10 protein-coding genes and 1 other RNA gene are annotated in these 12,361 nt (G+C 39.4%); 6 read left to right on the top strand and 5 right to left on the bottom strand.

The features are described from left to right. The first annotated feature begins 5 nt into the window (after window positions 1-5). On the top strand, window positions 6-707 hold the full coding sequence (locus tag AAFN64_RS03630) for a hypothetical protein (protein ID WP_347759307.1): 702 nt from the start codon (window positions 6-8) through the stop codon (window positions 705-707). Here the strand turns inward: AAFN64_RS03630 and AAFN64_RS03625 are convergent. From AAFN64_RS03625 to AAFN64_RS03615, 3 genes are read right to left on the bottom strand one after another with little or no spacing between them, the layout of a single operon-like run. Further along, window positions 704-1,429, bottom strand: a complete 726-nt coding sequence (locus AAFN64_RS03625) for a hypothetical protein (protein ID WP_300489200.1) — start codon at window positions 1,427-1,429, stop codon at window positions 704-706. The genes AAFN64_RS03630 and AAFN64_RS03625 overlap by 4 nt on opposite strands. A gap of 47 nt (window positions 1,430-1,476) precedes the next feature. Next, window positions 1,477-3,948, bottom strand: coding sequence for a TonB-dependent receptor (locus AAFN64_RS03620; protein ID WP_347759306.1), 2,472 nt, complete (start codon window positions 3,946-3,948; stop codon window positions 1,477-1,479). After that, window positions 3,932-5,650: a M23 family metallopeptidase gene (locus tag AAFN64_RS03615; protein ID WP_347759305.1), complete on the bottom strand. Its 1,719-nt coding sequence runs from the start codon at window positions 5,648-5,650 to the stop codon at window positions 3,932-3,934. Before AAFN64_RS03615 ends, AAFN64_RS03620 begins: the two co-directional genes overlap by 17 nt. A 187-nt stretch (window positions 5,651-5,837) precedes the next feature. On the opposite strand from AAFN64_RS03615, the gene AAFN64_RS03610 reads away from it, so the two are divergent. The 4 genes from AAFN64_RS03610 to rny all read left to right on the top strand — a co-directional run bounded on the left by AAFN64_RS03610 (window position 5,838) and on the right by rny (window position 8,206). Further along, window positions 5,838-6,128: a hypothetical protein gene (locus AAFN64_RS03610; protein WP_300489209.1), complete on the top strand. Its 291-nt coding sequence runs from the start codon at window positions 5,838-5,840 to the stop codon at window positions 6,126-6,128. A gap of 7 nt (window positions 6,129-6,135) precedes the next feature. Beyond that, a complete protein-coding gene (locus tag AAFN64_RS03605; RefSeq protein ID WP_136402375.1) occupies window positions 6,136-6,429 on the top strand; it encodes a cell division protein ZapA in 294 nt (97 codons plus the stop codon). 53 nt (window positions 6,430-6,482) lie between these two features. Beyond that, window positions 6,483-6,588: non-coding RNA, 6S RNA (gene ssrS, locus AAFN64_RS03600), on the top strand. A gap of 52 nt (window positions 6,589-6,640) precedes the next feature. Then, window positions 6,641-8,206 carry a ribonuclease Y gene (rny, locus tag AAFN64_RS03595; protein ID WP_300489213.1) on the top strand — a complete coding sequence of 522 codons (1,566 nt, stop codon included), beginning with the start codon at window positions 6,641-6,643 and terminating at the stop codon, window positions 8,204-8,206. A gap of 60 nt (window positions 8,207-8,266) precedes the next feature. Here rny and xerD read toward each other — a convergent pair whose 3' ends face one another. Next, window positions 8,267-9,169 (bottom strand): site-specific tyrosine recombinase XerD, encoded by a 903-nt coding sequence (gene xerD / locus AAFN64_RS03590; protein WP_347759304.1) that lies wholly within the window; start codon window positions 9,167-9,169, stop codon window positions 8,267-8,269. Between the two features lie 88 nt (window positions 9,170-9,257). Here xerD and AAFN64_RS03585 point away from each other — a divergent pair, with 88 nt between their 5' ends. Beyond that, window positions 9,258-9,845, top strand: coding sequence for a porin family protein (locus AAFN64_RS03585; protein ID WP_300489218.1), 588 nt, complete (start codon window positions 9,258-9,260; stop codon window positions 9,843-9,845). A 41-nt stretch (window positions 9,846-9,886) separates the two neighbouring features. On the opposite strand, the gene AAFN64_RS03580 is transcribed toward AAFN64_RS03585, so the two are convergent. Then, on the bottom strand, window positions 9,887-12,334 hold the full coding sequence (locus AAFN64_RS03580) for a T9SS type A sorting domain-containing protein (protein WP_347759303.1): 2,448 nt from the start codon (window positions 12,332-12,334) through the stop codon (window positions 9,887-9,889). Between the last annotated feature and the right edge of the window lie 27 nt (window positions 12,335-12,361).

Raw genomic sequence — 12,361 nt, 5'->3', positions numbered from 1 at the left:
AGCCTATGTACAGACAGAATCCGAATATCACACTTCCTGAAAACCCGGATACCATTATCTGGAAGTATCTCGACTTGTCGAAATTCCTGGATCTGTTACTGTATCAGAAAATGTTTATGTCGCGTTCGGATAAATTCGAAGACCAATACGAAGGCACGTTTAGCGAGCCTACTTTTGAAGAAATCAAAAAAATTGCAGAGAACAATCCCAAGTTCCTGGACTATTATAAGTCGCATCGCGAAAATGTCGTGATCAGTAGTTGGCATGCCAACGAATACGAATCTTTCGCGATGTGGCAAATTTTCACCAAAAACAACGAAGGATTGGCGATACAGTCGACCGTTGGACGTTTAAAAGCCGCTTTGGCCTTGGAAAAGCATTTTGAGCAATATATCGGCGAAGTACACTATATCGATTATAAAAAGGAGTATATTCCGTTTGATGATGCTTTTTTCCCATTCCTTTTTAAACGTAAAAGTTTTCAGTACGAAAAAGAAATCCGGATTATTTCGGACGTTACGTCTCAAAAGCTATCGATCAACGAAGGCTTAAAAATCAATGTAGATATCAACACCCTTATCGAGACGATATACATTCATCCGAAATCGGAAAACTGGTATAAAAAGCTGGTAACCGAATTAGTCGCCAAACTCGGTTTTGATTTTAAGATTGAAAAATCGGATTTAGAAAGCGATATCCTGATTTAGATCGGCATATATTCTTCTGCCTTCCATTCTTTATCCATCAGGTTTACGAAGAAATAATGCACCTGATCTTTTTTATCGAACGCTCCGTTTTTATTGATGTCTTCAATCGTACGGAAATACAGTCGGTTTTGTACTTCTACTACATTCCAATCCAATAATTCCTGCAAATCATCCGATAATTTGGTAAAATGGGTTCCGTTAAAATTGCTCAGGTATAGCGATTTGATATCGTTGGAATCGATTTTCCCGTCGCGATTGGTATCCGAATCGACTAACGAATACACCAGAATCTGTTTTTTGGTTTTATCGGCGATCGTATTCAGGTAGGTTGCCGTTTGAATCTGAATGGCTTTATCCGTAAGACTTCGCATTGCTGTCGAATCGACATGTTGGAATTTTAAATTCTGAAAATACCCGGTCACCTCAAAGCGGTTGTAATTGGAAATTGCATAACTCACCGAGTTGGTTTTACTGGATCCGTAGCTGCTTCCCGGACCGTCGTATACCCGAATATCCCCGATAGCATGAATCAGGTATTTGGTTCCTTCCATATAGATCGGCAAATCGGCGATCTTAATTTGTGAAGAATCTCTTTTTACCGGATTGTTTACCGCATTTTTCGTGGCATCGTAAATTACCTTTGGCTTATTACTTTCCGGCTCTTTACATCCAATAAAAAGAAATGTCAGAAGTAAAGCGGTACAGGTTACAATCTTTTTCATCTTCGGGAATTAAATGGTATTTCAAATATATAACTTTTACACTGGAACTACAATCTTACATTCAATTTTAAATTGAACGTACGGGTTGTCATATAATTCGGAATTCCGTATTGGCTCTTCGTATAAACATCGCGCACCCAGGTATTGGTAATAGCATTCTGGTTGTTGAAAAGGTTAAAAATTTCAAATCCCAAAGCCACTTCCTGAAACGGCTTTAACCAGTTTTTAGTCGATTTAATCGTGGTATCTTTAAAAACATAGGAGAAACCGGCATCGGCTCTGCGGTAGTCTTTTAGTCGCAACTGATAGTCGTACGGATCGGCATACGAAGGTGAGCCACCCGGTAGTCCGGTATTATACACTACATTCAGGTACATTTTCAGGTTCGGAATGTTGGGCATATAATCCTGAAACATCAATCCGAATTTCAAACGCTGATCGGTTGGTCGGGCAATATAGCCGCGTCCGTCCTGATTCTCTTCTGTTTTCAGATAACCAAAACTAAACCAGGATTCGGTACCCGGAACAAATTCCCCGTTTAAACGGAAATCGGCTCCATATACATAGGCCGTAGCATCGTTATTGGCGCTATAGCGAATGCGTACATTGTCGATTGTATAGGTATTCACATCCGACAGATTTTTATAATAGGCTTCGGATATCAGCTTAAACGGCCTTCCCCACATTTTAAAACTATAGTCGTTCCCCAATACAATATGAACGGATTGTTGCGCTTTTACGTTGGGTTGTACCACACCATCGGCGTCACGCAATTCACGATAGAATGGCGGTTGATGGTAGACTCCTCCCGACAAACGGAACAACATGTCCATTGCCCAGGCCGGTTTTATAGCAAACTGCGCTCTCGGACTAATCACAAACTGACTGTCGCCGGTCGTAATATTATCGCCACTCACCTGCCATTGATGCGCCCGAACTCCGGCATTTACCCAATATTCGGCTGTTCCGATTTCCCCACGGTAATTCCATTGGGCATAACCCGAAAAACGGTTGATTTGCACAAAATTGGTCGCCCGCACATTCTGATACGGTGCCAAGGGTCCGGTATACGGTGTATAAGGTTGATCATGCGGAATATCCAAAATCGGTGCCGGTAATGAAAAACCAGCCGAGTCGATCGCTTCCCATTCTACAATACGGTCGCGAATATCTTCTTTTGTAAATTTCAGCCCCCATTCCACCTGATGTTCGCTGGTTTTGGACGAATGAAATCCTTTTACTTCTCCGTTAAAAATAAGTGCATCCAGGTTGTTTCGGGCATGGCTTAATTGCGATCCTACGCCACGGGAATAGACAACATCACCAAAAGTCTCCGATCCGATATTACTATCCACTTCGCCCAATGCATATTGCGCCTGAATGTCGAAATGCTCCTGTTCCTGCGTATGATAAGCCGATCCGATAAATTTCAGTTTAAAATCGTCACTGACCTGATACACCGATTTCAATGCACCAAATAACGTCAGATAACGGTCTTTTTCCTGTCCGTTGTAGAACACCTGTAAAGCGATCGGGTTATCAATCGTTCCAAAATTCGTCTGACGGGATATCGGTTGGTAGTTATAGCGGTTTTGCGAGATGTTCCCCAAAAAGCTCCATTGCCATTTGGTGGATGCGTCAAAATTGATCAATGTTTGTACGTCAACAAATGTTGGTCGGAAGTTGGTTTCGGTTTCCTGACTTTTTACCAGAAGACTGTTGTCGCGGTAACGCACACCGGTAATATTACTCCATTTCTGATTTTTGGAAACCAGATCCACGGTAGCACTTCCGCCTAATAAACTGGCATCGAAAGCCGCCTGAAATTTGGTTGGACGTCGGTAGGTGATATCCAATACCGATGATAATTTATCGCCGTATTTGGCCTGAAATCCTCCGGCAGAAAAATCAACATTCTGAACCATTTCCGTATTGGTAAAACTCAATCCTTCCTGCTGACCGGAACGAATCAAAAACGGTCGGTATACTTCGATTTCGTTGACATACACCAGGTTTTCGTCGTAATTTCCACCCCGAACGGCATATTGCGTACTCAATTCGTTGTTAGAATAAACACCCGGAAGGGTTTTTAATATATTTTCTACTCCGGCATTGGCTCCGGGAATCGTCCGGATCACTTCCGGTGCGATGGTTATAATTCCTTCTACTCTTTTTCGCCCTCCTTTCGACACCACCACTTCGCCCAATTGTTCCGCACGCTGGTTTAACACCACGTTTAGTTCATAATCCTCATTGGGTTTTAACGAAAGAACCGTTGCTACTTTTTTGTAGCTAACGTGTGTGATCTCGATCGTTATCTTTTGATTGGCCGGTACTGTGATTTGAAAAAAACCGTTTTCATTCGATATAACGGAAGCGGTATTGGTTTTAACAGATGCTTTTGCTATTGGTTTATTGGACTCGTCCAAAAGGATTCCTTTTACCCGAGCCGTTTGTGCATACGTGCCAAAACCAATAAATAAAATACAAATCGCAATAAAATCAATTATTCTTTTCAAGAGAGGTTGGTTTTAAGGTTTTAAAAAAGTGCGTTTCAAAGGTAGTGGAATTTCCTATATTATCAGACACAATAATTTTCAAATCATTCCTTCCGTCGTCATAAATCATATCGTTAAGATCGTGTACCAGTAATTTGGTTTTATAGTCGTATTTCATTAAAATCCACTTCCCATTCAGGTAACCGTTGTATTCTTTAATCCCGGATAAATCATCCTGAATATGTACGCTAATCGTATCCAATTTATCAATCGTACTACCGGTGGCAAAATTCGGTTTGTATATTCTCGGTCCGACACTATCCTGCATTAGCATAAATTTACCCAGATCTTTGGTGCGGATTGAAAACAAATCTCCTTTTTTGGTTGTCGTAAAATATTCCGGTTTGCTACCATCCATCCGACCGATAAAGCTTCTTTTATAATCCAGGTTCGGTATTCCTTTAACATCGAAAGTGATCGTAATATTGTTGTGTGCCGGAACGGTATCGTCATGCAGATCCAATATATTGTTTTTCACATCAAAACGCAGGTAAAAATCTTCGTAAAAAGCATTCGCCGGTACAAATACCGAAATATTGTCTTTTGTAAAATTATGATCGTTGCTCGCTTTGATAAAATACGGCGTGGTAACTTCTTTACGCGGGAATTTTACCGGCTGATCCGAATAGACTACCGGAATATTAATGATGGTTTTGTTATTGTGGAAATCGGACACTTCGATACGATAGGAAAATGTATCTTTTTCTTTTACCGCAATTTGTCCGTTTTTGGCGTTACTACTGATAATCGAAAACGGATAGCTCTTTTTGTAAAACAGCTTTTGATAGCGGAGTTTTGTTTTTTTATAGCGTTCGAAATCGATAAAATTATTGATATAACGGGATTCGTCAAACGAAAAAGCATCAAACTGATATCCATAGAGTTTGGTACCGTTTAAAAAGGTTTCCACTTTATAAATTCCGTTTTTGCTATAGTTATTATCGGACGTATCATACGCATCCAGCGAAAAGCCAATAGCGCCTTTTGCCATCACTTTACTTCCCATATAAGAACCGTCTTTTTGAAGCGACAAGGCAACCAATACCGGATTTTGCGATTGGTTTACCACGGCATCATCACTAATCGGATAGACGGCGATTCCATTTATGGACGGCGCTTTGGTATCGGTGGTTTCCTTATCCATACCAAACAATAACGGATTGAGTGTTTTTTCCGTTTTGGTATCCCGATATTCAAAATGAAGGTGCGGACCACCCGATCCACCAGTATTTCCGGATAATGCAATTAACTCGCTTTTGGTAACCGGCAATTCCGAAGCCAACGGAAATATCTCGACTTCAAATTTTTTCTGAGCATATTGCTTTTTACGCACATACTCCCCGATTTTACCTGAATATGCCTTTAAATGGCCATATACCGTAGTCACACCATTGGGATGTGTGATGTATAATGCATGTCCATAACCAAACGTAGAAACTTTTATTCGGGAAACATAGCCATCGGCTACGGCAAAAACCGGCAAACCGGTACGCTGTTGTGTTTTATAATCCAGTCCCGAATGAAAATGATTGCCACGCAATTCCCCAAAAGTTCCGGACGATTGTAACGGAATGTCAAGTGGTGATCGGAAATAATCCTTTGGATATTGATTTTGCGAAAAACAACACAAAAAAGAGAAGCAGAAAAACAACAACAGTCTCATAAAACGAATTTAGGCTAATATAAAAAACAAATATAAAACAAACTAAAAATACTGCAAAAACTTAACTAACTATAAGACAAATTATTACCAAACACAGCCAAAGATTTTCCTTTTTTTTAGTAAAACTATTGGTATTTCTCATTAGGAATGCTAACTTTGTAAAATCATATAATGAAATCAGTCTGCAATGAATGGATTATCGGAAATCATTGATTCTCTTGAACATAAGTTTTCCAAGCTCCTCCTAAAAATGGATGGCCTTGAAAAACAGAATCAGGAATTGCGAAATGAATTATCGAGATCAACAGCAGCGATACACCGTCAGAAAGAGGAAATTACCGCCCTACAGGCGCAGTATGAAAACCTGAAAATGGCGAATTCATTATTAGGCAGTGAAGAAAACAAGAGAGAAACGAAACTCAAAATAAATTCATTAATACGCGAAATTGATTATTGTATAGCACAACTATCGGAATAGAAAGTTTATGGATGACAAGCTCAAAATAAAGATATCTATCGCCGACAGGGTTTACCCGCTAACTGTGGATTATACACAGGAAGAAGGACTCCGAAGTGCCTCCAAAAAGATTGATACAATGATTAAACAATTCGAGGAAAACTATGCCGTGCGCGATAAACAGGATGTTTTAGCCATGTGTGCCTTACAGTTTGCCTCGCAATTGGAACAAAAACAAATTGACAAATCCACTGATTTTCAAGATGCTTTTGATCGCTTAAAAAAAATGGACGACCATCTGAATTCGATTCTATCAAAATAAACACGTTCTTTAAATAGATTAAGATACTGCCTACATTAGTACCTATTTGATAAACTCAACACTAACAAATTAAAATGAGCGAATCATCGTTTCTAAAGCAAGCTGTCCTGAACAGATCCTTGAACAACGAGTTAGCTCAAAACTTGTCTTTACGAGTTTATGCAATAACCCTAATGTAGGCTTTTTTTTATATATAACTTTCAAACACACCATGAGCACAACACTTATAATAATTATTTGCTGTATTGCAGGAACAGGAATCGGTTTTGGAATTGCTAAGTATTTAGAAAAAATCAATGCTTCCACATTGATTAAAAATGCAAAAAGTGAAGCAGCTTCCCTGATAAAAGACGCTAAAACGGAAGGAGAAGCGATCAAAAAGGATAAGATTCTTCAGGCGAAGGAAAAATTCATTGAATTAAAAGCAGAACACGAACAGGTAATTTTAGGTCGCGACAAAAAAATTGCCGAAGCAGAGAAAAGAACCCGCGACAAAGAATCACAGGTATCGAACGAGCTGGCTAAAGCCAAAAAAAGCAACGACGAACTGGAAAACAAAGTTACCGATTACAACAACCGTATTGACGTTCTTGATAAAAAGCAAGCTGAAATCGAAAAGCTTCATAAAAGTCAGGTAGAACAACTGGAAGTCATTTCCGGTCTTTCTGCAGAGGAAGCTAAAAATCAATTGGTAGAAAGCCTGCGTTCGGATGCAAAATCGAGTGCGATGTCGCATATTCAGGAAACAATTGAAGAAGCGAAATTAACCGCACATCAGGAAGCAAAAAAGATCATCATCAACACGATTCAGCGTATTGGTACGGAAGAAGCTGTTGAAAACTGTGTTTCAGTATTCAATATCGAATCCGACGATGTTAAAGGACGTATTATCGGACGTGAAGGGCGTAATATCCGTGCCTTAGAAGCCGCTACCGGAGTGGAGATCATCGTAGACGATACACCGGAAGCGATTATCCTTTCCTGTTTTGACCCGGTTCGCCGTGAAATTGCCCGTCTTGCTTTACACAAGTTAGTAACCGACGGTCGTATTCACCCGGCACGTATCGAAGAGGTAGTTGCCAAAACGGCGAAACAAATTGATGACGAGATTATCGAAGTAGGTAAACGTACCGTAATCGATTTAGGTATCCACGGTTTACATCCGGAGCTTATCAAAATCGTTGGACGTATGAAATACCGTTCGTCTTACGGACAAAACCTGTTACAACACTCGAGAGAAGTTGCCAAACTTTGTGGTGTTATGGCTGCCGAATTAGGATTAAACGTAAAACTAGCCAAAAGAGCCGGTTTATTACACGATATCGGAAAAGTACCGGAAACCGAAAGCGAACTACCACACGCTATTTTAGGTATGCAGTGGGCGGAAAAATACGGTGAAAAAGAAGAGGTTTGCAACGCTATTGGAGCACACCACGACGAGATTGAAATGAAATCGCTTATCGCACCGATTATTCAGGTTTGTGATGCTATTTCGGGAGCACGACCAGGCGCACGACGTCAGGTATTGGATTCCTATATCCAACGTCTGAAAGATCTTGAAGAAATCGCCTACGGATTTAACGGTGTTAAAAACGCTTATGCGATCCAGGCCGGACGTGAACTACGTGTAATCGTAGAAAGTGAAAAAGTGAGCGACGAAATGGCTTCAACGCTATCGTTCGATATTTCACAGAAGATCCAAACCGAAATGACGTATCCGGGTCAGGTAAAAATTACCGTAATCCGTGAAACCAGAGCGGTTAATATTGCCAAATAAATTCACCTGCATAAAAAGACAAAAGCATTTCCAATGGAAATGCTTTTTTTATTTGATCATCTAGTTATTCCGCGGATGGTAGGCGTTTAAAACTTTTGAAAGGTGTTTCCGATCCAGATGCATATAGACTTCGGTAGTGGTTATCGATTCATGTCCAAGCATCATCTGAATGGCACGTAAGTCGGCGCCGTTTTCCAGTAAATGTGTCGCAAAAGAATGCCGGAACGTATGCGGACTAATCGTCTTCTGCAAGTTAATTTTAACCGCCAGGTCTTTGATAATCGTAAAAACCATCGCCCGGGTCAATCCACTTCCCCTACGGTTTAAAAACAAGGTGTCTTCAAATCCTTTTTTGATCGTTTGGTGATTCCGAATACTGTCTTTATACAGTACAATATATTTTTGAGTCGCCGTACCAATCGGTACAAAACGTTGCTTATTTCCTTTTCCGGTTACTTTGATAAAACCTTCTTCAAAAAACAAATCCGACAACTTTAACGTCACCAATTCCGAAACCCGAAGTCCGCAACTATAAAGCGTTTCCAGCATCGCCCTGTTACGCTCGCCTTCATTTTTAGACAAATCGATCGCTCCGATAAGTTTATCAATTTCTTCTGTCGATAAAGTATCGGGTAATTTTCGCCCCACTTTGGGTATTTCAATCAGCTCCAGCGGTGTCGTTTCCCGATAACCTTCAAAAATCAAAAAATTAAAAAAACTTTTTAGTCCCGAAATAATCCGGGTTTGCGACCGCGCATTGACCACACCCGAAATTGCATAAATAAAGCCCTGTAAAGCCTGTTCATCAATTTTTAAGGGCGATACCTCCTGCTGAGTATTTTCGAGGTGTGACACGAGTTTTTCGACATCGAAAGCATAATTGGCAATCGTATTTTCCGACAATCCCCTTTCGAGTTTCAGATACGATTTATACTCTTTTATATACGATTCCCAGTTAGTCATTCACAAGTAGTGTTTGCATCAAAAACAATCTGTAAGTAATTTTTGGCATGATTTCTGGATAAAGTTAAAAAACTTAAAATTCAACACTATGAAATTTACAAAATTTTTATCAGCCAGCCTGTTATTTTTAGCCGCAATCACTACCGCTAATGCACAGGAAAAAGCAAGTTTTGGTATTAAAGGTGGGATGAACTTTTCCACTGTAACTCAAGGTAAATTCGAAGATGGCCCGGACAATCGTACCGGTTTCCATATTGGTGTAGTCGGTGAAGTTCCAATCGTTTCCAACGTATTCTCCATTCAGCCGGAGGTTTTATATTCCCAACAGGGATTTGAGAGTAATTACAATTTACTCGGAACGTCCTATACCACAAAACACAAAATCGATTACCTGAATATCCCGGTTTTAGCCAAATTGTATATTATCAAGCAACTTAGTGTGGAAGCTGGTCCGCAATTTGGATTCAAACTAAACGAAAGTCATGATACTAATGACAATTCCATCGAAACCAATGAAGTAAACAAATTCGATACCGCTTTGGCGATCGGTGCTTCCTTTAACTTTGATAACGGTCTGTTTTTAACTGGTCGTTATACCTATAGTTTAAATGAGGTCGTAAAAGATACCGATGCGAAAAACAAAGTCTTCCAGGTCGGACTTGGATTTAAATTCTAAAATATAAAAAACGCCTCTCAAATGAGAGGCGTTTTTTGTTATTATTCGATTGTAAACTTGATACTTTTTAATTCTCCGGATGGATTTCTATAGGTCATCATATAGACCCCTGTAGCAAATCGGGACACATCTACTGAAAGCACCTGCCCTTTATCCTGATTGGTATTGGATTCAAAAGTATATACCGTTTTTCCGTAAAAATCGACAATTGAAAGCAATTCGTTATCATTCGACTCGATATTCAATCGCTCTTTAACCGGAACCGGATACAATAATGGTTTTACATCCATATTATTTTCTTTAGCCATTTCCAGACCTAATGACTCACCAGTCATTTTACCACTGGTTGACATTCTGTTGTTTTTATAAGCCGTAGCCGCACAAATCGTTGTCAATTCTGCCTGTGTAACCGGAATAACTTTGTTTGTTGGTACTGCCGGATTAAATCCACCCTGAGCGGCATAAGCCTGCGCATCGGTGATATAATTCGAACCTGTCATGTTATACCCTGCCGGAGCTGCTTTTAACTCAATCGGATACGTTACGACGTATAATACGTTTTGCGCATCCGGATTATCGGTACGTTTTAGGTTTAAGATAAATTTTAGTTTAAAACTCTTGATTCGAGGTGCAAGGAACTCATCTTTTGGCGTAATTAAATTCGGATTTATAGACTCAACATTATAATTAGACACAAAATGACTAAGATCCAAGAACGAAAAACTATTTGCAATAGGCATTTTTTGATTATAACTAAATAGTCGCATATAGCCTGTTGTCCAATTACATGAAAATTCAGATCCGCCTCCATAGCACGAGAATTTTGGCGTTGCATTCGGGTAATAATCCAATCTTCTTGCACTACCTAACTTAGGAGTTACACTATATGAATAGGTAAATGAATAGTCATTCTTATAGTTTTTTATTCCTATTGGTCTAAATACATTTTGAAAAACAGCTGCAGTTTCATCAACTAATGGTCCTTTTGTCGTTCCTGCTATCTCCAAACCATTATTCATATCTACATCAACACCAACAATAGTAGAATTTGGATTAGCTTTTGCATATTCAATTGACGGTTTAACATATTCTGTAATCAACATTACTTCTGCATCTTGTAACACCAATCCACTTGCCGGGTTGATTGCATATTTAAGAGCATCTCCTGACAGCTTATAATTTCTATCAACAAAATTATACAAACTTTTTATTTCTAAATATTTTGGATTAGAAAGACCTACTTTTTCTCTATTTATAAATTCTTTTGTCGTGTTTGTTTCCGTATAATACATCACCGGAGCATTGATCAATGAGAAAATCCCCATAGTTTCGTTATACAACGGTTGTCCACCGGTAGTTCCTGGTAAATATCCCTGCATTTGCGAACCCGGCAAACCGATTGTCTGATTGTGCATCGGATCCTGTGTCGCAATAGTTCCTTTAATCTTTACATCAAGATTTACACTTAAAGGCGCTATTTCCAAGGGACCACTTCCACTTAAACCACCTCCAAACAGACCTCCTAAAAACTTAACCGCATCACTTACATAGGGCAATGCTTTTAATCCCGCTTTTAAGAATTGATTTTCCTTCATCGAATTCCCTAAGGTCTTAATTGCATTTATCGTAATCCCTCCATCGGCAAGATCGGTATAAATTTTCTCATAGGTATCCGCAAACTTTTGCGCACCACTATGTACCTTCATCATCTTATCGCTGATATTGTTTGCCGACTTCCAGAAAGCACCATCCGACGAAGCTGTTCCTTGTCCTCCAGAAATAGAGGTAATCGTCCCGGTTATTTTACCGGTTAGTTCAACCGACGAGTTACTTATCAATTCCGAATACAATAACAATCGTGACGATTCCGGAAAGCTACAGGTACACGGATCATAATTCATTTTAAACTCGGCATACGCCCAGGAATTATTATCATTATAAAACTTTAAGGCTGTACTGATCGATGGATTTTGTATGTGTGGTGTATTTAAAGCTTTTTCATCATTAGCCATATCCAGAAGATTCGTCTGGAATCCCGGTGCGAATTTCAAGGTAAGCATCGCTCCGTTGTAATTCACATTACGACACCATTTTACCAAAATACGTAGCTTGCCGGTATATTTATTATACATCATAACATACGTATGCTCCGGTCGGGCCAACAACGGATTATTGTTATTATCAAATCCCATATTATAAGCCACCATTTCCCATCCGTTTTCCGGTTTCATATCTTTAGTAAGCGAAAGCGGCAACAATTCCAACTGATTCGACTGGAATGGATTTGGTGTAAACGTATTTGGGTTACACTGTGAATTGATTGGATAAAACGGGTTTGTTGTCGTCCAATCAAAATGGTTCAGATAATTCGTTTGTTGCGGATTAATCGGATTTCCCGGATTGGTTGAAATCCCGTTTGGCGGACAAAAACTTTGCCCTAAAATCATTTTTGTAACAAATAAGAAAAGTACTGTTATTTTAAATTTCATTTTAATAATAATTTTACTGTTAAAAAA

The organism is Flavobacterium sp. CAU 1735, from assembly GCF_039888695.1.
Classification (GTDB): Bacteria; Bacteroidota; Bacteroidia; order Flavobacteriales; family Flavobacteriaceae; genus Flavobacterium.
The sequence above is the reverse complement of the archived record's forward strand: the minus strand, read 5'-3'. Positions and strand labels throughout refer to the sequence as shown.

Coding starts and splice junctions, on each gene's coding strand:
- AAFN64_RS03630 (WP_347759307.1), top strand. CDS start 6: ATGTACAGACAGAATCCGAATATCACACTTCCTGAAAACCCGGATACC.
- AAFN64_RS03625 (WP_300489200.1), bottom strand. CDS start 1,429: ATGAAAAAGATTGTAACCTGTACCGCTTTACTTCTGACATTTCTTTTT.
- AAFN64_RS03615 (WP_347759305.1), bottom strand. CDS start 5,650: ATGAGACTGTTGTTGTTTTTCTGCTTCTCTTTTTTGTGTTGTTTTTCG.
- AAFN64_RS03610 (WP_300489209.1), top strand. CDS start 5,838: ATGAATGGATTATCGGAAATCATTGATTCTCTTGAACATAAGTTTTCC.
- AAFN64_RS03605 (WP_136402375.1), top strand. CDS start 6,136: ATGGATGACAAGCTCAAAATAAAGATATCTATCGCCGACAGGGTTTAC.
- rny (WP_300489213.1), top strand. CDS start 6,641: ATGAGCACAACACTTATAATAATTATTTGCTGTATTGCAGGAACAGGA.
- xerD (WP_347759304.1), bottom strand. CDS start 9,169: ATGACTAACTGGGAATCGTATATAAAAGAGTATAAATCGTATCTGAAA.
- AAFN64_RS03585 (WP_300489218.1), top strand. CDS start 9,258: ATGAAATTTACAAAATTTTTATCAGCCAGCCTGTTATTTTTAGCCGCA.
- AAFN64_RS03580 (WP_347759303.1), bottom strand. CDS start 12,334: ATGAAATTTAAAATAACAGTACTTTTCTTATTTGTTACAAAAATGATT.